Below are 20,107 nucleotides of genomic sequence, written 5' to 3'. Positions count from 1 at the left end.
ACCGTTTGGATCAGAAGTTTTTTCGCATCGCATGTGAACCGCTATCTCATAAGCTGCGTATCGGTCACATGCTGAGAGATGCGACCATCAACTTCGACACCACAGGGACCCCGCCAATCGCGGCGGGTCAGGCCTTTGCCGGGAAGATAATGGACGACAGGAAATCAGCGAAACCGACGCCCGAGGCGGCTTGCGAGCAGACCGATTGGCTCGTGGCCGTTCGTGACAAGCGTGACAAAATGGCCTTCGCGCGGCTCTATGATCACTTCTCGCCGCGACTGAAGGGAATGCTGGTAAGGTCCGGTATGACGCAGGCGGCGGCGGAGGATGTGGTTCAGGACGTGATGCTCACGATCTGGCGGAAGGCACATCTTTACGACGAGACGCGGGCACGCGCCTCGGCATGGATTTACCGGATTGCACGCAATCGGCAGATTGATGTGATCCGAAGACGGCCCCGGCCCGTTCCAGACGAGCTGATCGCCGAGGCCGAAACGCGAGAAACCCGTGAGGCCGATGCGGCGATCGGGCTGGAACAGGAGGCGGCGCAGCTGCGTCAAGCGATCGAGGCACTGCCGGAAGCGCAGCGCGAGATCATCGAGCGGGCCTATGTGGGCGAACTCACACAGGCCGAAATACGCGAGGCGACGGGTCTCGCCCTTGGGACGATTAAATCGCGGATCCGGCTGGCGCTGGAGAAGCTTAGACACGAGTTAAGGGATCTGAGAGAAGAATGACCGAGATTACGCATCATTTGCCCGATTGGTTGGTTCGGTCCTACGCGACCGGCTCGCTCGGTCATGCGTTCTCGCTGGTCGTGGCGGCGCATGTGAGCCAGTGCGACGAGTGTCGCGCACGGCTCGAAGCAGAGGAACTGGCGGGCGGGCTGGTTCTGGATGACCTGAAAGGCATGGCTCCCAGCGACGATTTGCGGCGACGTGTGTTTGACGGGTTGGATGACGACGATGTGATCGTCGCTGAGCAACCTGCGCGCGCCGGGATTTATCCGGGCGCCGTGGTCGAGGCGATGGGCGCCGACAGTCCGCGCTGGCGGGCCTTGGGCGGCGGCATCAAGCAAGCCATTCTGAGCGAGGATAAAGAAGGGTCGGCCCGGCTTCTCTATATTCCGCCGGGGATGGCGGTGCCGGATCACACGCATGGCGGGCTCGAATTGACGCTCGTGCTGCAGGGGTCTTTCTCGGACGAGACCGGGCACTTTGGCGTAGGCGACGTGGAAGTGGCGGATGACGATCTCGATCACACGCCGATCGCGGGGATGGAGGATGTCTGCATCTGCCTCGCCGCCACCGATGCGCCGCTGAAGTTCAAGGGTCTTCTGCCGCGCTTGCTGCAGCCGATCTTCCGGATTTAAGACCCTAAATTCGGCGAAACACGACCCCGATCCAAAGGGCTAGCGTAGCCGCCCGGCTTTGGCGATAGAGCCTCAGCCGGGCGAATTCTTTCAGACGGGTCGAAAACCCCGCCTCGCGCATCCTCTTGAAGCGATCGAAAATGGCCCGGTTCTCGGGCGTGAACCGGCGCGCCGATGCGGTGAGCGCTGCACATTGATCGTCGATCCAGCACCGCCAATCGCCGGACAGCATGCGCCCGAGCCGCGAGAGCTTGGCGCGCATTTTGACATTCGTCCCTTCCGCGTTACCCCCGTGTTGGCGGTAGAGAAGCGTGGGCTTCGCATCATAGATGACCCGCGCGCCGCACCCTGTGAACAGCTGATAGAGCCACCAGTCATGACGCGGCACGACCCTCAGTTCGCGCGCCGCAGAGATGGCCAGTTCGGCCCCGGCCGGGTTCAGGAGAATGGTGTTTCCCGCCGCGATATTCTGCACCAGTGCATTGCGGAACCCCGGTGGACGTGAGTGTCGGGCGGAAAGGCGTTGGTCTTCCAGATCAGCGTTGCAGACCCTAGTCCGGCTGCAATAAAGCGCAGCGTCCCCTTCGCTCAATCTGGAAATCCCGTGCGCGAGCCGATCCGGCAGCCAAACATCATCCTGATCACAAAAAGCGATGTAATCCTGCTGCGCGCTGTCGATCCCCTGCAGCAGAGACAGGAAGTTCCCTCCCGCGCTGGTCCGCGGACCTCTCACGATCTGCACATCGTGGTTGCGCGCGAACTCCGCCAAGACGTCGTGGGCGGCGTCGGTTCGGCTGTCGTCCCCGACGATCAGACGCCAATCCCGATGGGTTTGCGCCGCGAGGCTTTCCAACTGATCGCGCAGTTCCGGACCCGGATCGCGTGTCGCCATCAGGATCGTCACCCGCGCCACGGTCGCTTACTCGATCAGGCGCAGCAAATATTCGCCATAGCTGTTCTTGCCGAATTTCTTTGCGCGGTCGGCGAGTGCGTCTGCACTGATCCAGCCTTTCTCGAAGGCGATCTCGTCGGGCGAGCCACTTTGCAGGCCTTGCCGCTCTTCCAGCGTGCGCACGAAGTTCCCCGCATCGAGCAGGCTGCCATGCGTTCCGGTGTCGAGCCAGGCAAAGCCCCGGCCCATCTGGGTGACCGAGAGCGCGCCGTCATGCAGGTAGGTTTCCAGAAGAGACGTGATCTCCAACTCGCCGCGGGCGGAAGGCGTAAGCGTCTTGGCGCGGTCCGGCGCGGTTTCATCGAGGAAGTAGAGCCCCGTGACCGCGAATTGCGACGGCGGCACTTCGGGCTTCTCGATGATCGCGCGCACGGTGCCGCTGTCGTCGAAATCCACCACGCCATACCGCTCCGGATCACGCACGCGGTAGCCGAAGACGGTGCCGCCATCTGTGGTCGCATTCGCCGCTTTCAGGATCTCGCCGAGACCCGCGCCGAAGAAGATGTTGTCGCCCAGAACCATCGCCGAAGGGCTGCCCGCGAGAAAGTCTTCGGCCAGCAGATAGGCCTGCGCCAGACCGTCGGGCGAGGGCTGCGTGATATAGGTGAGGTTCAGCCCCCATTGGCTGCCATCGCCGAGCGTGCGGATGAACTGCTCCTGATCATGCGGCGTGGTGATCACCGCAATCTCGCGAATGCCCGCCAGCATCAGCGTCGTCAGCGGATAGTAAATCATCGGTTTGTCATAGACCGGCAGAAGCTGTTTTGAGACGCCCATCGTGATCGGATAGAGCCGCGTGCCCGAGCCGCCCGCCAGAATGATCCCCTTGCGCGTCATATCGCCCCCAATTCGGTCAAAACCTCGCCCAATCCCAGTCTCCAATCGGGTCTGTTCAGGCCGAACACGGCCAGATCGCTGCAGTCGAGCCGCGAATTGAGCGGCCGTTTTGCAGGCGTCGGATAGTCGGCGGCGGGGATATCCTCCACCGTCACGTCCCGCCCGGTCCGCGCGAAGATCTCCCGCGCGAAGCCTGCCCAGCTTACATCGGGAGAGCCTGAGAAATGGTAAACGCCGCTTTTCTCGGGCGCGCGCTGCAACTCTTGCGCCATCGTCAGGCAGGCCTCGGCAATCGCCTTGGCCGGGGTCGGGCCGCCGATTTGGTCGGCGACGATCGTCAGTCGATCGCGGCTTTCCGACAGGCGCAGCATCGTCTTCACGAAGTTCCCGCCATGCGCCGAAAAGACCCAACTGGTGCGCAGGATGGCGAAGGTTCCTCCTGTCGCGCGGATCGCCTCTTCGCCTGCGAGCTTGGTGCGGCCATAGGCACCCAGCGGTCCGGTCGGATCGGTCGGCTTGAACGGCGTCTCGCCCGAGCCGTCGAAGACGTAATCGGTGGAGATGTGGACGAGCGGGATACCGAGGTCGCGGCAGGCTTCGGCCATCGCCGCAGGTGCGTCACCGTTGACCACCTGGGCGAGCTCCTCTTCTTCTTCGGCCTTGTCGACAGCCGTATAGGCGGCGGTATTGATCACCGCCTCGGGCTTGGCTTTATGGATCGCCTGTGCGGCGGCGTCGGGATAGCGCAAATCGACCCTATTCCGGCCCAAGAACGCCGCATCGGGCACAAGGCGCTGTAGCTCCTGCGCAACCTGGCCGGTCTGTCCGAAGACGAGGATCATGCTTTGCCCAGCCTTTCACCGACGCCGTGCCGCTCCAGCAGCGGCCGCCACCAGTCTTGGTTCTCGAGATACCAACGCACGGTGCGCTCGAGCCCCTCCTCAACCGTCACGCTCGGCCGCCAGCCCAGCTCCTCGCGGATGCGGGTCGGGTCGATCGCATAGCGCGCATCGTGGCCGGGGCGATCGGTGACGAAGGTGATCAGATCGGCATAGGGCGCGTCGCCCGGACGCAGTTTGTCGAGAATGGTGCAGATCGTCTGGACCAGTTCGAGGTTCGACCGCTCGTTCTCACCGCCAATATTGTAGCTGCGACCCAACGCGCCTTTCTCCAGCACCAGAAGCAGCGCATCGGCGTGATCTTCCACATACAGCCAGTCGCGGACGTTGGACCCGTCGCCATAGATCGGCAGCGGTTTGCCCGCGAGCGCGTTCAGGATCACGACCGGGATCAGCTTTTCCGGGAAGTGATAGGGGCCGTAATTGTTCGAGCAGTTCGTGAGCACGACCGGCAGCCCGTAGGTCTCGTGCCAGGCGCGCACGAGATGGTCCGAGCCCGCTTTCGAGGCGGAATAGGGACTGTTCGGCGCGTAGGGCGTCTCTTCGGTGAACTGGCCCGTGGCCCCAAGCGTGCCATAGACTTCGTCGGTCGAGATGTGATGGAAGCGGAAGCTCTCGGGGCGACCCTCGGCCTCCCAAAAGCTGCGCGCCGCTTGCAGCATGTTGTAGGTGCCCATCACGTTGGTCTCGATGAAGGCGCCGGGGCCGTCGATCGAGCGGTCGACATGGCTTTCGGCCGCGAGATGCATCACCGCGTCGGGCTTGTGGCGCGCGAAGATCGCCGCCAAGGCCTCGGGGTCGCGGATATCTGCCTGCTCGAAGGCGTAAAGCGGGCTGTCGGCGACAGGCGCGACATTCTCGAGGCAGGCGGCATAGGTCAGCGCGTCGAGGTTCACCACCTCATGGCCGCGCGAGACGGCGAGACGGACGACCGCGGAGCCGATGAACCCGGCCCCGCCGGTGATGAGGATCTTCATGCTGCGCCCTCCCATTTGAAGGGGCTGTCGAGCCCGGAGAAAAGCGGTGCCTCGGCGTCCTTGCCGGACAAAACAGGCTCTATTCCTGCGGAAAGCGGCCAGTCGATAGCCAGATCGGGGTCGTCCCAGCGGATCGCGCCCTCACACTCGGGCGCGTAGTAATCCGAGCATTTGTAGACGATCTCGGTGCCCGACTCGAGCGTGACGAACCCATGCGCGAAGCCCGCCGGGATCAGCAGCTGCTTGCCGTTCTCGAAGCTCAGCTCGGTGCCGAACCACTGGCCGTAGCTCGGGCTGCCCATGCGGATATCGACCGCGACATCCCAGAGCCGCCCGCGTCCGCAGCGCACCAGCTTCGCCTGCGCATGGGGTGGCGCTTGGAAATGCAGCCCGCGCACCGTGCCCACGGCCTCCGAGACCGAATGGTTGTCCTGCACAAACTCGATCTCGATCCCGGCCTCGGCAAATCTCTTCGCCGAATAGCTCTCGGAGAAAAATCCGCGGTGATCGCCGAATCGCTTCGGGGTGATCACAAGAACGCCGCTGAGAGGAGTTGGTTCGACTTGCATTCGCCCTGCCTTCATTGCTTCGGGAAAGTTGTGCCAAAGCACGGCCCGAAAGGCCAGCGACATCGCTGTAAGCAAAGAAATCAGGGGAAATCGGGAAAATGGTCGGAGCGAGAGGATTCGAACCTCCGACCCCCTGCTCCCGAAGCAGGTGCGCTACCAGGCTGCGCTACGCTCCGACCGTGGGCGGGGAATTAGCCGCTTGCGCAGGGTTTTGCAAGGGGGTCTGAGTCAGCTTCTTGAATTGCGTGCACGAAGGCCCAGAACGCGACCCAGAAGCGACGATCGCGGGGCGGTGACGGTTTCCGACCGGCCCCTTGTGCGCAGCACCGGCTGGTTCTCGGAGACACGCGTCTCGCGGATGACGATGTAGATGCCCGAGAGGATCACCACGCCCGCGCCGACAAGCGTCGGGATGTCCACGCTCTCGTGGAAGATGATCCAGCCGTAAAAGACCGCCCAGAGGATCTGCGAATATTGCATCGGCGCGACGATGGCGGCCTCGCCCGCGCGATAGGCGAGGATTTGCAGGAAGGAGGCGGTCAGGCCGAAGATCGCGATCACCGCCATGAGGCCCAGATCTCCGATCTGAAGCGGCTGCCAGACAAAGGGCAGAAGGATCGCCATGACGATCACGTTTCCCAGAAGCGGCGAGAGCAGCAGCACGACGGAGCGCTCCTCCGAGCCGATCTTACGCACGATCACCGAGGCCAGCGAGCCGGTGACCGCCGCCGTCATCGCCGCAAAGTGGCCCGGTGCGAGATCCGCCTGACCTGGGCGCACCACGATCACCACGCCGATCAGGCCGAGGATGACAGCGGCCCAGCGGTGAATACCGACCTTCTCGCCCAGGATCGGGATCGAGAAGACGGTAACCAGAAGCGGCATCGCGAAGAGGAGCGGATAGACCTGCGCGAGCGGCAGGGTCGAGAAGGCGTAGAACGCACAAAGCCCGGTGACGACGGTGGTAAAGACCCGTCCCGCAACCCAGCCGGGGTGAACCGGGCGCAGGCTTCCCCCGCGCTTGTCGTTGAGCAGGATCACCGAGAGCAACGGGAAAGACAGGAGCGCCGCGAAGAACACGATCTGAACCGGCGAATAGGTCTGACCCAGATGTTTGATGATGACGTCATGCGTGGCGAAAATCGCCATCGAGGTCAGGCCGAGCGACGCACCGCGTGCGTTTGATTTTCCGCCGAAATCGGGCATGGGAGGCTCCCGGTGTTATCGCTCACATCTTGAGCGGATGTTCGGGAGTTGCAAGGCCACGGCATGAAAAAGGCGCGAGCCTGTGCCCGCGCCTTTCACAAAACTTGTCTCGTGGATCAGAGCGAAGCGTCGAGCGCTTCGATGATCTTGTCGCCCATCTCGGAGGTCGAGACCGGGGTGCCGCCTTCGGGGCCCATCAGGTCCGCGGTGCGCACGCCATCGGCCAGCACTTTCTCGATCGCGGTTTCCAGACGGGTCGCCTCGTCGCCCTGATCGAAGCTGTAGCGCAGCGCCATCGCGAAGCTGAGGATACAGGCGATCGGGTTGGCCTTGCCCTGCCCCGCAATGTCGGGGGCCGAACCGTGGACGGGCTCGTACATCGCTTTCGGGCGACCGTTCGCCATCGGCGCGCCGAGCGACGCGGAGGGCAGCATCCCGAGCGAGCCTGTCAGCATCGCCGCGCAGTCGGACAGGATGTCGCCGAACAGGTTGTCGGTGACGATCACGTCGAACTGCTTGGGCGCGCGCACGAGCTGCATCGCGCCGTTATCGGCATACATGTGGCTCAGTTCGACTTCGGGGTATTCCTCGCCGACCCGGGTCACGACCTCGCGCCAGAGGATGCCCGACTCCATCACGTTGGCTTTCTCCATCGAGCAGAGCTTTTTGTTGCGCTTCATCGCCAGCTCGAACGCAGCCCGGGCGGCGCGCTCGATCTCGGACTCGGTGTAGCGCTGGGTGTTGATGCCGACGCGCTCGTTGCCTTCTTCGAAAATGCCGCGCGGCTCACCGAAATAGACGCCCGAGGTCAGCTCGCGCACGATCATGATGTCGAGGCCTGCAACCACGTCCTTCTTCAGCGAGGAGAAATCCGCCAGCGCGTCGAAGCATTGCGCGGGGCGCAGGTTGGCAAACAGATCCATCTCCTTGCGCAGACGCAGCAGGCCGCGCTCGGGCTTCACCGAGAAGTCGAGCACGTCGTATTTCGGACCGCCCACGGCGCCGAGCAGAACCGCGTCCACTTCCTGCGCCTTCGCCATCGTCTCATCGGCCAGCGGCACGCCGTGCTTGTCATAGGCCGCACCACCGACGAGGTCTTCGCTGACGTCGAAGGCGAGATCGCGCTTGGCACCGTACCAGTCGATGACTTTGCGAACCTCGGCCATGACTTCGGGGCCGATCCCGTCGCCGGGCAGGATGAGGATGGAGGGGTTGGACATGAGGATAATCTCCCAAGAAAACAGGGTCTCGAAGGGCGTATCCCCTGCCCGCCCCTTGGTCAAGCGGCACAGGTCGCGAAACCGTGTCTGGACGATCGGCAAGCGGTTGCCGAGGCTTCGGCGGGCTTTTGCGGATCAGGTGGTTGGCGAGTGGCCCCCGCACGCGTATGAGCGCATGCTAGAGTTTAGAGCAGGCAGACGACACATGAGGGCGAAATGAATCGCAGGGTATTGATCCTGGGAATGGGCGGTTTGTTCGGATCTGCTGCGGCACGGTCCTTCAGGACCGCTGGCTGGGACGTCGATCGCTATCGCCGGGGCACCGACATGGCGATCGCAGCGCGCGGGGCGCGGTGGATCGTGAACGCGATGAATCCGCCGAATTACCACGACTGGGCGAACCAGATCCCCCAGATCACCAAGCAGGTTCTGGCCGCCTCGCGCGACAGCGGAGCCTCGGTGATGGTGCCGGGCAATGTCTATGTCTACGGGCGCGAGCCGTCTCCGTGGAGTGCTTCGACCCCGCATCACGCCTGCACCCGCAAGGGCAAGATCCGCGCCGAGATGGAGGCGCGCTATCGCGCCCATGCCGAAGAGGGCCGTTCGGTCGCGATCCTGCGCGGCGGCGATTTCCTGAATGCCGAGTCGCCCGACACGCTGATGAACCGGGTGATGCTGAAGGATTTGCGCAAGGGCAAGATCACCGCGCTCGGCAAGCCCGATGCGCAGCGCGTCTATGCCGATCTCGAGGATATGACCCGGATCGCCGTGCAACTGGCCGAGACCGAAGATCACACGCCCGGTCTGCTCGACCTCGGTTTTCCCGGCACGCGGTTCTCCGCGCGCGAACTGGCCGAGGAATTCTCGAGTCAGATGGGGCGCGACATCTCGATCAAGAAATTCCCGTGGACGGCGCTGCTGCTTGCCTCGCCCGCATGGGAGCTGGCGCGCGAGCTGCGCGAAATGCGCTATTTGTTCGACATGAGCCACGAGATCGACGGCACCGATTTCCACGCGCGCTTCCCGGAATTCACCCCGAAAACGCTGCAGCGGGTGGTGTTCGAGCATCTCTATATCCGGGGCCTCAAGGTCGTGCCCGATCAGGGCAACGCGATGTCGAGCCACACCATCTTGTGACGCGAGGCGGCTGCGGCCGCCTTCGCCAAGGGCGCGCCCGGCTTCGGCCAGACAACGCCCGCCCCCGTCACCCTCAAGTCGGTCGACGGCAGAACGTAATCGAGCCGCAGATTGCCCGGCCCGTCGTAATCGGCGGTATCGAGGCCCGGATCGCCTTCATGCATGGGATCGGCGGCTTGCGTCGCACCATCACTGCGCGGCAGCGGGTCTTGCAGATGCGGGCCGTTCAGCAGCAGATCGAGCGCATCACGCCGCCCCTCCCCGTCTTTCGGATCGAGATTGGCGTCGCCTAGCAGGATCACCGGCGCTTCGGGCGGCAGCGCGTCGAGCTCCCCATCCAGATAGCGGAGCCAGAAGGCGCTTTCGTCACGATTGCGGCGTCCGTTGCGGTCCTCGGGTCCGTCGAAAACCGGCGGTGTCGCGGCGAAGGCCAAAATATGCAGCCGCTCGCCCGAAGGCAGTTGGAGCGGCACATCCCAATGCGCGGTGGAGCTGAGACGCTGCACCTCCAGCGCTTCAGGCGAAAGATCCGCCCCTGCGCTTTGCCCGTCAGGCAGGTCCTTCCACAGCATTGCGGAGAAGTCGCGCGCGCGGTCGGCCTCAATCGGGTAGCGCGACAGTAGCGCCAGACCGCCCTGCCCCGGAAACCGCCCGTAGCCCTGCGCATCGCGCGCTTCGCCAAGCTTGCCGTTTCCGTCGAGATCGGCCCCGCTCGGCCAGCCGCTATTGGGGTGCGGCGCGAAGAGATGCGGATAGGGCTGTGCGAAAGTCTCATTCAACGCGGCCAGCGCCTGCCCGTCATAGTCCCAGTCGATCCCGGTCAGCAAAAGCACATCCGGTGCGATCGCATCGACGATGCGGGTCACAGCCGCGACCTGCGCTGTGTCGTTGCGGATATCTTTCAGCAAAAGCCCCGGACCCCGGCGCGACAGCCCGGCATCCCATGTCGCCACGCGCAGGCTCTCTGCCGCGGCGGGCAGCGCCAAGCAGGTCGCGATCAGGCCGGCAAGTAGTCGCTCGCCCCGGAAGCGAGACGCTTGTTTTCGATCATTTGCGCCACCCGCGCCAGCGCGATGCCGCGCATGAACAGGCTTGCGGGAAGGAAGGCCCATGCCGTCACCATCCAGATCATCGTGTGGGGCACTTCGAGCGTCACGATCACGAAACTGACCGAGACGAGTTTGAGCACCGCCGGAATAAGGAAGGGCAAAAGGAAGCCCAGCGCAATGTTGAACCAGGAATCGCGGCGCAGACGCTCGACCACATCGCCGCCTGCGGTCGGGTCGAAGGTGGGCAGATTGACCCAGACGTTGAATTTCGTATGCGCCTGCGGCCAGCCCATGATCCGCATGACGATGACGAAATAGCCAAGGGTCAGCAGCGAGATCAGGTAGGCCATCCCCGCAGCGGTGCGCACCAGCGCGACCTGATGCAGTGAGGCATCCGCCGGCAGCGCGAGTTGCAGCAGGCGAACGGGGCTGTAAGGCACGTCGATGGAGCTGGCGACGGTCGTGCCCAGAACCTCGATCAGCCGGGTCAGCGTCGAGGCGTGATACTGCGACTGCACCGCCAGCGAGAGCAGCAGAACCGTCAGGAACAGCGACATGAAGCGGATGCGGTTGAAGGGCGGCGCATCGCGAAACTCGATCAAGCCGGGATAAACGGAAGCATATTCGAAAAGGGTCAGCGCGAAACCGAACAGCGCCATAAGCGCCACGATCTGTGCGGTGTCACTACTTGTATCAGGCAGAATGAGCGCGGGGGTGCAGATCACCACCGCGACGAGGATCGCGCGAACAAGCGCCCCTGAGAGACGTGAGAACACAGTTACCCTACCCTTCCCTGCGGTCGGATGCGGTACATTGCCGATCCTTTTACCCGCAAGACGCGCGCCGACTGTGACGCGCTGCCTCAAACTTGCCATGATTTTGCCCAAGTTCCCGATCCAAGCAAATAGTGTTTTCAGACTCTGTGCCGCATTAAGGCATTTTCTTGGAAGACCTGGTGCGACATTGCATCAACAAAGGTGCAAAAATGTGGCAACCTAGGAGGCGAAACCATATTTAGTGGATCAAGGGGTTAGCGCCTCAAAAACCCTCAGGAGTCGCGATTGGCAAAGCCAAGTGCGGCAAGCCCGACACCATCCGCCAGCAACTGGATTCCTAGCAATAGTCCAAGGATTTGCGTCGCTATCTGATCGAATGCGGAGAAGATCAGCACGCCGATCAGGATCGAAACCGCGCCCGACAGGACCAGCATCCACCGCAGGCGCGGCCCGGCAAGGCGCAGACCGAGGAGCAAGCGCAGCGCGCCCATCAGCAGGAAGAGAACACCGACCACCGCCGCGAGCGACACCGTGCCGGACATCGGATCGGCCATCAGCCAGACGCCGACGACGATGTTGAGAAGTGCGATCAGCGCATGCCACGCCCGATGCGCCCCGTCGCGGTCGTTGAAGGCGAGCCACGCCTGCACCACCCCGGCGATCAGGAACAAGATGCCGACGAAGGTGGTCAGGGCCAGCGAGGTCGCGAAGGGATTCGAGATGGCCGCAACGCCGAGAACGATCAGCACGAGGCCGGTCACCAGAAACAGGGTCGAAACGCGCATCGCATCATCCTCTCGATCTACGTCAAATGATGAACCCTACCATGGGCGCCGGGTTCCCGCGCCCCCCTCTCATGTAAAAAGCCGCCCCGGTCGGAGCGGCTTTTCATTTCGCGATGGCGTCGTGGGTTACACCCAGGGACGCGCCTGATGCATCTGCGTCTCGAACGTGTCGATGGCCGCGGCCTTCTCCAGCGTCAGGCCGATATCGTCGAGACCTTCGAGCAGGCAGTGCTTCTTGAACGCATCGACGTCGAACTTGATCGTCTCGCCTTCCGAGGTCGTGATCTCCTGGTTCTCGAGATCGACGGTCATCCGTGCGTTCGAGCCCTTCTCGGCATCCTTCATCAGCATGTCGACCTGCTCCTGCGGAAGCACGATCGGCAGCATCCCGTTCTTGAACGAGTTGTTGTAGAAGATGTCGGCGAAGGAGGTCGAAACGATCACCTTGATGCCGAAATCGGCCAGCGCCCACGGGGCGTGCTCGCGCGAGGAGCCGCAGCCGAAGTTGTCGCCGACCACGAGGATCTGCGCTTCGCGATATTGCGGCTTGTTGAGCACGAAGTCGGGGTTCTCGTTGCCCTGACGGTCGTAACGCATCTCGTCGAACGCATGCACGCCGAGACCGGTGCGCTTGATCGTCTTCAGGAAGCCCTTGGGGATGATCATATCGGTGTCGATATTGACCAGCGGCATGGGGGCGGCGATCCCGGTAACTTTTTCGAATTTTTCCATTCTCGTCGCTCCTTACGCGTCTTCCAGTTCTATCAGCTTGCGCACATCGGTCAGATGACCGGTGACAGCAGCTGCGGCGGCCATTTGCGGGCTCATCAGATGGGTGCGGCCCTTGTAGCCCTGACGCCCTTCGAAGTTGCGGTTCGAGGTCGACGCGCAGCGCTCGCCCTCGGCCAGCTGGTCGGGGTTCATCGCGAGACACATCGAGCAGCCCGCCATGCGCCATTCGAAACCTGCGTCGAGGAAGATCTTGTCCAGACCTTCTTCCTCCGCCTGCGCGCGCACGAGGCCCGAGCCCGGCACAACCATCGCGCGGACGCCATCGGCCAGCTTGCGACCTTTGACGACTTCGGCGGCGGCGCGCAGATCCTCGATCCGGCCGTTGGTGCAGGACCCGATGAAGACCACGTCGATCTTGATGTCGGTCAGCTTGGTGCCCGCTTCGAGGCCCATGTAGTCGAGCGCACGCTTGGCCGCTTCGACCTTGCCGCCTTTGAAGTCCTCCGGCGCGGGGACAGAGCCCGAGATCGGCAGCACATCCTCGGGCGAGGTGCCCCAGGTCACAACCGGTTCGATCTCTTCGGCCTTGATGGTGACGACCTTGTCGAAATGCGCGCCCTCATCGGTGTAGAGCTGCTTCCACCAATGCAGAGCCGCTTCCCATTGCGCGCCTTTCGGAGCGTGGGCCCGGCCTTTGACATACTCGAACGTCTTCTCGTCCGGGGCGATCAGGCCTGCGCGCGCGCCGCCTTCGATCGCCATGTTGCAGACGGTCATGCGGCCTTCCATCGACAGATCGCGGATCGCTTCGCCGCAATATTCGATGACGTGGCCGGTGCCGCCGGCGGTGCCGGTCGCACCGATGACCGACAGGGTGATGTCCTTGGCGGTGACGCCCGGACGCAGCTTGCCGGTGATCTCGACCTTCATGTTCTTCGACTTCGACTGGATCAGCGTCTGGGTCGCCAGAACGTGCTCCACTTCCGAGGTGCCGATGCCATGGGCGAGCGCGCCGAACGCGCCATGGGTCGCGGTGTGGCTATCGCCGCAGACGACGGTCATGCCCGGCAGGGTCCAGCCCTGTTCGGGGCCGACGATGTGGACGATGCCCTGACGCACGTCGGAGACCGGGTAATAGTTCACCCCGAAATCCTTGGCGTTCTTGTCGAGCGCGTCGACCTGAATCCGGCTTTCCTCGTTCTCGATCCCCTTGGCGCGGTCGAGCGTGGTCGGCACGTTGTGATCCGGAACGGCGATGGTTTTCTCCGGCGCGCGCACCTTGCGGCCCGCGATGCGCAGCCCTTCGAAGGCTTGCGGCGAGGTCACTTCGTGGACGAGGTGACGGTCGATATAGAGCAGGCTGGTGCCGTCTTCGTCTTCGGACACGACATGCGCGTCCCAGATCTTGTCATAGAGGGTCTTCGGAGCAGACATGGCTCTCACTTTCTTTGGATGGCTGGCCTAAAAACGGCCGTTTGTCAGACATGGGACAGCAGGCGCAGATATGCGCCCGCGGGCGCAGAGCATCAAAGTCGTGCCAGCACCGAGCGGCTTTCGCCGTAGAAGCGCTCGCGGAGGCGGGCGCGGTCATCCATGTCGAAAACGAGTGTCATGGGGCGCTAAATACGGCGAATCCGTCTCTTAGGCAATCGAAGAGTCCGTGTTTGGACTGATCGCAAAACCGGGCTAACGTCATTTTCATGGATTTCGCGAACGGGGACATCGTCAAGATATTGGCTTCGATCTGGGCCCAGATCGAAATCTTCCTCAATTCGATCGTGCTGCCCTCGCGGCTTTGGCAGTTCGGGATCATTGCGGCATGTTTTGCGCTGGCCCATCTCGGGCGGATCTGGCTTGCCCCGAAAGTCGATGACTGGGGACGTCGGCGCGAGCTTTCGACCCGCCAGCTTCGGCTGCTGATCCTGTTCCGGCAACGTCTGCGCGGCTTCCTCTTTGTTCTTCTCGCTTGGGGCTCGGTCTTCGTGCTCGAGGCGACCAAAGGCTTTTATTCCTGGCGCTTCCTCGTGGTGCTGGTGGCAACACTGGTCACGGCGTGGCTGGTCGTGGGCCTCGTCGCGCGACTGATCCGCAACGCGCTTCTGCGCCGCATCGTGCGCTGGGGCGCGTGGATCTGGGTGACGCTCTATTATCTCGGGCTGTGGGACGAGACCGTGCGGCTTCTGAACGGCACGGCGGTCGAATTCGGGGATTTCCGGATCACGGCCTACGGCGTCCTCAAGGCGCTGGTGCTGACGACGATCCTTCTGTCGGTCGCGCGGATCATCTCGGGGCAGACCTCGGTGCGGCTGCGCACCAACGAGGATATCAGCCCCTCGATGTCGGAGCTGGTCATCAAGGTGATGCAGGTTCTGCTCTATGGCGCGGCGCTGTTCATCGGGATCAAGGCGGTGGGCTTCGACCTGACCGGGCTTGCGGTTCTGTCGGGAGCGATCGGCGTCGGCCTCGGCTTCGGTCTGCAGAAAGTCGTGTCGAACCTCGTCTCGGGCGTGATCATCCTGCTGGATAAATCGATCAAGCCCGGCGACGTGATCAGCCTTGGCGAGACCTTCGGCTGGATCAATTCGCTGGGCGCGCGCTACGTCTCGGTCGTTACGCGCGACGGCAAGGAATACCTGATCCCGAACGAAGACCTGATCACCGGGCAGGTGGTCAACTGGTCCCATTCCAATGAATTCGTGCGGATCGACCTGCCCTTCGGCACCTCCTATCACGATGACCCGCACGTGGTGCGCAAGCTGGCGGTGGAGGCCGCGCAATCGGTGAACCGCGTTTTGAAAAACCGCCCGACCGTGTGTCACGTGACCGGGTTCGGGGACAGTTCGGTCGATTATCTCCTGCGGTTCTGGATCACGGACCCCGTCGAAGGGCTGACGAACGTGCGCGGGCAGGTCTTCCTCGCATTGTGGGATACATTCAAGGCAAACGGCATTTCGATCCCGTTCCCGCAGCGCGAAGTGCGTTTGCTCGAAGGTTCGCAACTGGACTTGCAACCCGGGCCGGAAACGCATAGCGAAAATTCGCCGCATGAAAATTGAAATTGAACCTTCGGGATGCTATTTTCGGAGGACGTCCAGCGCCGGGGCCATTTCGGTGCGTAACATCTGGAGGACCATGTCCTGTCTCATCTTTCCATCGTGCCGAGTGATGCCGGCACAAAGGCAGCGGCCATGAATACACGGGCCGTCAATGCCGAAGCGACGAGCGAAGAAATCCTCGCGCGCGTCATCTCTTCCCTCGAAGACGACAAGGCCGAAGATATCGTGACCATCGACCTGCGCGGTCGGTCCTCGATCGGTGACTATATGGTTGTCTGTTCCGGGCGCAGCACGCGTCAGGTCAGCGCCATCGCCGAGAACCTGACCGAGCGGCTGAAGCACGAATTCGACCGGGCTTGCAAAGTTGAGGGCAAGGATCAGGGCGACTGGGTGCTGATCGACAGCTCCGACGTCATCGTTCACGTCTTCCGCCCGGAAGTGCGCGAGTTTTATCAGCTGGAAAAGATGTGGATGCCTGCGGGCGCCCCCGTCTGAGTTCGGCTGCATGAAGATCACGATCTGCGCGGTGGGCCGCTTGCGCAAGGGGCCCGAACGCGAGCTGATCGACGACTACCTGAAACGCTTCGAGAAATCCGGGCGCGCCTTCGGGCTCGGCCCGGCTTCCGTCGTTGAGGTCGAAGACAAGAAGGGCCTGGGGCAGAGCGCGGAGGCGGACCTGCTGAGCCGCGCAATTCCCGACGGATCGGTGATCGTCACGCTCGACGAGCGCGGCAGCCTGATCTCATCGCCCGAATTTGCCACCAAGCTGCAAGGCTGGCGCGATCAGGCCCGCGACGTGGCTTTCGTGATCGGCGGCGCGGACGGGATCGATCCGTCCCTGCGCAGCCGCGCCGCGTTCTCGATCTCCTTCGGCAAGATGGTCTGGCCGCATATGCTGGCCCGCGTCATGCTGACCGAACAGATCTACCGCGCCGGACAGATCATCGCCGGCACGCCCTATCACCGCGTCTGATCAGCACATCTTAACCTGTGCCATTTTAACCTGAGCTCTCATCAACGGCTTGCGCCGTGTCGCGGCAACGTTACGCTGCGTCAGAAAATGATGTCCAGCGGGTCAGGCTCCATGAATACACTTCGCGACATGAATATTTCCGGCGCGTCCATTTCGCGCGAGGCGATGATGCTGATGGGCTTCCAGCGCACGCGCCAGATTTCAGGTACCGCGCGCAAGGCCTGGGAAGCTGGCGACAGGGGGCCCGCGCTGGAGGAAGTCGAGGCCCGCAACGAGGAGATTTTCCGCGGGGCGCTCGCCGAGGTCTTCACCGAGTATCTCCCGCTGCGCAAGGCGCTCGAGGAAACCGGTCGTCGCCCGACCCATGTGATCGACATCGGCTGCGGACAGGGTCTCAACGACGCGCTGCTGATCAAGGATTACGATTGCGCCGTGACCTTGATCGATATCGAGGAAACCCCGGAGCAATACCATTTCTGGAGCGATACCGGTGCGGGCTATGCCTCGCTCGACGCCGCGGCGTCGTTTCTGCGCGACAATGGCGCCCGCGCGGTCGAAACGCTCAACCCGGTCAAGCAACCAGATGCTCTGGAGGGGGTCACGGGCGATCTCGTCACCAGCCTGATTTCCTGCGGTTTCCACTACCCGATCGGTGACTATCTCGACCTTATGATGCGGGTGATCCGGGATGGCGGCGCGGTCGTGCTGGACCTGCGTCGGCGCTACATGAACAAGCCTGACGCGGCGCTCTCGTCGCTGTTCGAGGCGACGCGACAGACCGAAATCCTCAGCTATGAGAAGAAAGCCCGGCGGATCATGTTCCAGGCCTGAAGTGCTTACGCCCCCGGTTGCCGCCAAGGCTTGCGAGGCGTATGAGGGGGCAACAGATTAGGAGGCCGCCATGACCCGCCCGAAACCCGTCGTCCTGTGCATTCTCGATGGCTTTGGCGAGCGAAAGGAGCGCGAAGGAAACGCGCCCCTGCTGGCCGATACCCCGAACCTCGACCGCGTTCTGTGGAACAACCCGGCGAAATCGACGCTGGTGACCTTCGGCCCCGATGTCGGGCTACCGAGCGGTCAGATGGGCAATTCCGAGGTCGGTCACACCAATATCGGCGCAGGCCGGGTGGTGGCTATGGATCTGGGCCAGATCGATCTGGCGATCGAGGATGGTTCTTTCTTCAAGAACGAGGCGATCCTCTCCTTCATCGATACGATGAAAGAGAGCGGCGGGCGCGCGCATCTGATGGGCGTCATCTCGGATGGTGGCGTGCACGGCCATATCGAACATACGCTCGCCGCGGCGAAAATGGTCTCGGAGGCGGGCGTTCCCGTGCTGATCCACGCGATCACCGACGGGCGCGATGTGGCACCCGATAGCGCGAAGTCCTTCGTCTCCGATCTCTGCGACCGACTGCCCGAAGGCTGCACGGTCGTCACGGTAGATGGCCGCTATTACGCGATGGACCGCGACAACCGCTGGGAGCGCGTGGGCCTTGCCTATGACGCGATGATCAACGGCAAAGGGCAGGGGGCCGACACCCCTGTCGCGGCCGTCGAAGCCAGCTACGACAAGAAGGAAATGGACGAGTTCATCAAGCCCACCGTGATCGGAGATTACGATGGTGCGAAGGATGGCGACGGCTTCTTCTGTCTCAATTTCCGCGCCGACCGAGCCCGTGAAATCCTGCGGGCGATCGGCGAACCGGACTTCTCGGAATTCGAAACCGGCCCGCGTCCGAAATGGGCGGCGATGCTGGGGATGGTCGAGTATTCCGACAAGCATAACGCCTATATGAAGACCGCCTATCCGAAGCGCGAGATCGTCAATACGCTCGGCGAATGGATTTCGAAACAAGGGCTTAGCCAGTTCCACTTGGCCGAGACCGAGAAATATCCGCATGTGACCTTCTTCCTCAACGGTGGCAAAGAAGAGCCGTGGGAGGGCGAAGATCGCTACATGCCCAAATCGCCCAAGGTCGCGACCTATGACCTGCAGCCCGAGATGAGCGCACCGGAAGTCACCGACAAATTCGTCGAGGCGATCGAGACCGGGTACGACCTGATCATCGTGAACTACGCCAATCCCGACATGGTCGGCCATACCGGCTCGCTGGAAGCGGCGATCGCGGCGGTGGAAGAGATCGACCATGATATCGGCCGCGTCGTCGAGGCGCTGGAGGCTGCGGGCGGCGCGATGATCATCACCGCCGATCACGGCAATTGCGAAACCATGATCGACCCGGAAACCGGCGGACCGCATACCGCGCATACGACGAACCTCGTTCCGGTCTCACTGGTCGGTGGGCCCGAGGGCGCCAAGCTGCGCGAAGGTCGGCTTGCGGATCTCGCGCCGACGCTGCTGGAGCTGATGCAGATCGAGCAGCCCGAGGAAATGACCGGAAAGAGCCTGATCGTATCGTGATCCGCGCCGCCCTCGCAGCTCTTCTGATCTCGGCCGGGCCGCTTTGGGCGGAAGGATCGGGCGACGCCGCACTCAAGGCCTCGGCCGATCTGCGCAAAGCGATCACCGCGCTCGATGCGGCGCAGTCGAAATCCGACCGCATCGCGGCGCTGACGAAAACGATCCACGCCTATGAGCAAGGGTTGAGCGCGCTACGCGACGGCTTGCGCCGGGCCGCGATCCGCGAGCGCGAGATCAAGCAGGGGTTCGACGCGAAACGCGAAGAGCTTGGCGGGCTGCTGGCCGTGATGTCGACGATGCAGCAATCCGACGGGCCGCTTCTGCTGTTGCATCCCTCGGGCCCCGAAGGCTCGGCTCGTTCGGGAATGGTGCTGTCTTCGGTCGCGCCGGCCTTGCAGGAAGAGGCGCAGAAGCTGAGCGTCCACCTCAAGGAGATCGCGACGCTCCGCAAGCTGCAGGAAAACGCGCGCGAGACGCTGGAAGCGGGGATGGTTTCGGTGACCAAGGCGCGCACCGCGCTGTCCGAGGCAATCTCCGAACGCCGCGAAAAACTCCCGCAGCGCTATCTCGAAGAACCCGAGGAGCTGACCGCGCTGGTGCAAAGCGCCGATACGCTCGAAGGCTTCGCGACCGGCCTGAGCGACATGGAAAACGATATCGGCCCGCCGCGCGGCGATTTCGCGGGCGCGAAAGGCAGTCTGAACCTGCCGGTGATCGGCTCGGTTCTGCGGAGCTTCAACGAGCCCGATGCCGCGGGGATCAAACGTCCCGGCCTCGTGATCGCAAGTGAGCCGGGCTCGCTGGTCACAACGCCCTGGGCTGCGACAATTCGCTACCGTGGTCCGTTGCTCGACTACGGAAATGTGATGGTTCTCGAACCCGCAGATGGATATCTTCTGGTTCTTGCGGGGCTCGGAACCGTCTATGGTGAGGTTGGAGACGTGCTGCCAAAGGGCACGCCCATAGGTTTGATGGGCGGAATTCAGCCGGGAGCGAAGGAATTCGGCAAGGAATTCGTGCAGGCGGCGACAGATGGCGCTGGTGCAGATCGCAGCGAGACGCTTTATTTGGAACTGAGAGAGGGCGGTAAGCCCGTGGACCCGACGCCGTGGTTCATCCAGACAAAAGACGACAAGGGTTGA

General features: G+C 62.9%; 21 protein-coding genes and 1 tRNA gene. 9 read left to right on the top strand and 13 right to left on the bottom strand.

The window, feature by feature from the left end; all coding sequences use genetic code 11:
• Positions 1-5: 5 nt before the first annotated feature.
• Together BMI89_RS08770 and BMI89_RS08765 are read left to right on the top strand one after the other, a co-directional pair.
• Entirely contained in the window at positions 6-737 is a 732-nt protein-coding gene (locus BMI89_RS08770) for a sigma-70 family RNA polymerase sigma factor (protein WP_281478255.1), read from the top strand.
• Positions 734-1,372 carry a ChrR family anti-sigma-E factor gene (locus tag BMI89_RS08765; RefSeq protein ID WP_078570631.1) on the top strand — a complete coding sequence of 213 codons (639 nt, stop codon included), beginning with the start codon at positions 734-736 and terminating at the stop codon, positions 1,370-1,372. Before BMI89_RS08770 ends, BMI89_RS08765 begins: the two co-directional genes overlap by 4 nt.
• Positions 1,373-1,376: 4 nt before the next feature.
• Here the strand turns inward: BMI89_RS08765 and BMI89_RS08760 are convergent, their stop codons facing one another.
• From BMI89_RS08760 to leuB, 8 genes are all read right to left on the bottom strand, one after another.
• A complete protein-coding gene (locus BMI89_RS08760; RefSeq protein WP_281478259.1) occupies positions 1,377-2,276 on the bottom strand; it encodes a glycosyltransferase in 900 nt (299 codons plus the stop codon).
• A gap of 15 nt (positions 2,277-2,291) precedes the next feature.
• Positions 2,292-3,161, bottom strand: a complete 870-nt coding sequence (rfbA, locus tag BMI89_RS08755; RefSeq protein WP_078570629.1) for a glucose-1-phosphate thymidylyltransferase RfbA — start codon at positions 3,159-3,161, stop codon at positions 2,292-2,294.
• A complete protein-coding gene (gene rfbD / locus BMI89_RS08750; protein ID WP_078570628.1) occupies positions 3,158-4,003 on the bottom strand; it encodes a dTDP-4-dehydrorhamnose reductase in 846 nt (281 codons plus the stop codon). Before rfbD ends, rfbA begins: the two co-directional genes overlap by 4 nt.
• The gene (rfbB, locus tag BMI89_RS08745; protein WP_078570627.1) at positions 4,000-5,037 is read right to left on the bottom strand and encodes a dTDP-glucose 4,6-dehydratase; all 1,038 of its coding nucleotides are present in this window, start codon (positions 5,035-5,037) and stop codon (positions 4,000-4,002) included. The genes rfbD and rfbB overlap by 4 nt, the downstream gene beginning before the upstream one ends.
• Entirely contained in the window at positions 5,034-5,606 is a 573-nt protein-coding gene (rfbC, locus tag BMI89_RS08740; protein WP_078570626.1) for a dTDP-4-dehydrorhamnose 3,5-epimerase, read from the bottom strand. The genes rfbB and rfbC overlap by 4 nt, the downstream gene beginning before the upstream one ends.
• A gap of 99 nt (positions 5,607-5,705) precedes the next feature.
• Positions 5,706-5,782, bottom strand: a tRNA-Pro gene (locus tag BMI89_RS08735).
• Positions 5,783-5,834: 52 nt separating this feature from the next.
• Positions 5,835-6,812: a DMT family transporter gene (locus BMI89_RS08730; protein ID WP_078570625.1), complete on the bottom strand. Its 978-nt coding sequence runs from the start codon at positions 6,810-6,812 to the stop codon at positions 5,835-5,837.
• Between the two features lie 116 nt (positions 6,813-6,928).
• Positions 6,929-8,032 carry a 3-isopropylmalate dehydrogenase gene (gene leuB, locus BMI89_RS08725; protein WP_078541515.1) on the bottom strand — a complete coding sequence of 368 codons (1,104 nt, stop codon included), beginning with the start codon at positions 8,030-8,032 and terminating at the stop codon, positions 6,929-6,931.
• Positions 8,033-8,248: 216 nt separating this feature from the next.
• Here leuB and BMI89_RS08720 point away from each other — a divergent pair, with 216 nt between their 5' ends.
• Positions 8,249-9,169: a hypothetical protein gene (locus BMI89_RS08720; RefSeq protein WP_078570624.1), complete on the top strand. Its 921-nt coding sequence runs from the start codon at positions 8,249-8,251 to the stop codon at positions 9,167-9,169.
• On the opposite strand, the gene BMI89_RS08715 is transcribed toward BMI89_RS08720, so the two are convergent.
• The 5 genes from BMI89_RS08715 to leuC all read right to left on the bottom strand — a co-directional run bounded on the left by BMI89_RS08715 (position 9,133) and on the right by leuC (position 13,945).
• A complete protein-coding gene (locus BMI89_RS08715; RefSeq protein WP_246831998.1) occupies positions 9,133-10,155 on the bottom strand; it encodes an endonuclease/exonuclease/phosphatase family protein in 1,023 nt (340 codons plus the stop codon). The genes BMI89_RS08720 and BMI89_RS08715 overlap by 37 nt on opposite strands.
• Before the next feature lie 11 nt (positions 10,156-10,166).
• The gene (locus BMI89_RS08710) at positions 10,167-10,994 is read right to left on the bottom strand and encodes a hypothetical protein (RefSeq protein WP_133052000.1); all 828 of its coding nucleotides are present in this window, start codon (positions 10,992-10,994) and stop codon (positions 10,167-10,169) included.
• Between the two features lie 272 nt (positions 10,995-11,266).
• Positions 11,267-11,779, bottom strand: a complete 513-nt coding sequence (locus tag BMI89_RS08705) for a DUF308 domain-containing protein (protein ID WP_078570622.1) — start codon at positions 11,777-11,779, stop codon at positions 11,267-11,269.
• A 126-nt stretch (positions 11,780-11,905) separates the two neighbouring features.
• Positions 11,906-12,511 (bottom strand): 3-isopropylmalate dehydratase small subunit, encoded by a 606-nt coding sequence (gene leuD, locus BMI89_RS08700; RefSeq protein WP_078522648.1) that lies wholly within the window; start codon positions 12,509-12,511, stop codon positions 11,906-11,908.
• A 12-nt stretch (positions 12,512-12,523) separates the two neighbouring features.
• Entirely contained in the window at positions 12,524-13,945 is a 1,422-nt protein-coding gene (leuC, locus tag BMI89_RS08695; RefSeq protein WP_078570621.1) for a 3-isopropylmalate dehydratase large subunit, read from the bottom strand.
• 266 nt (positions 13,946-14,211) lie between these two features.
• On the opposite strand from leuC, the gene BMI89_RS08690 reads away from it, so the two are divergent.
• The 6 genes from BMI89_RS08690 to BMI89_RS08665 all read left to right on the top strand — a co-directional run bounded on the left by BMI89_RS08690 (position 14,212) and on the right by BMI89_RS08665 (position 20,107).
• Entirely contained in the window at positions 14,212-15,567 is a 1,356-nt protein-coding gene (locus BMI89_RS08690; protein ID WP_078570620.1) for a mechanosensitive ion channel domain-containing protein, read from the top strand.
• 132 nt (positions 15,568-15,699) lie between these two features.
• Positions 15,700-16,062, top strand: a complete 363-nt coding sequence (gene rsfS / locus BMI89_RS08685; RefSeq protein ID WP_075776745.1) for a ribosome silencing factor — start codon at positions 15,700-15,702, stop codon at positions 16,060-16,062.
• Between the two features lie 10 nt (positions 16,063-16,072).
• Positions 16,073-16,540 (top strand): 23S rRNA (pseudouridine(1915)-N(3))-methyltransferase RlmH, encoded by a 468-nt coding sequence (gene rlmH / locus BMI89_RS08680; protein WP_078570619.1) that lies wholly within the window; start codon positions 16,073-16,075, stop codon positions 16,538-16,540.
• A 111-nt stretch (positions 16,541-16,651) separates the two neighbouring features.
• A complete protein-coding gene (locus BMI89_RS08675; RefSeq protein WP_078570618.1) occupies positions 16,652-17,371 on the top strand; it encodes a class I SAM-dependent methyltransferase in 720 nt (239 codons plus the stop codon).
• Positions 17,372-17,441: 70 nt separating this feature from the next.
• A complete protein-coding gene (gene gpmI, locus BMI89_RS08670; protein ID WP_078570617.1) occupies positions 17,442-18,965 on the top strand; it encodes a 2,3-bisphosphoglycerate-independent phosphoglycerate mutase in 1,524 nt (507 codons plus the stop codon).
• Entirely contained in the window at positions 18,962-20,107 is a 1,146-nt protein-coding gene (locus BMI89_RS08665) for a peptidoglycan DD-metalloendopeptidase family protein (RefSeq protein WP_078570616.1), read from the top strand. Before gpmI ends, BMI89_RS08665 begins: the two co-directional genes overlap by 4 nt.

The organism is Thioclava sp. F36-7 (genome assembly GCF_002020075.1).
GTDB classification, from domain to species: domain Bacteria; phylum Pseudomonadota; class Alphaproteobacteria; order Rhodobacterales; family Rhodobacteraceae; genus Thioclava; species Thioclava sediminum.
The sequence above is the reverse complement of the archived record's forward strand: the minus strand, read 5'-3'. Positions and strand labels throughout refer to the sequence as shown.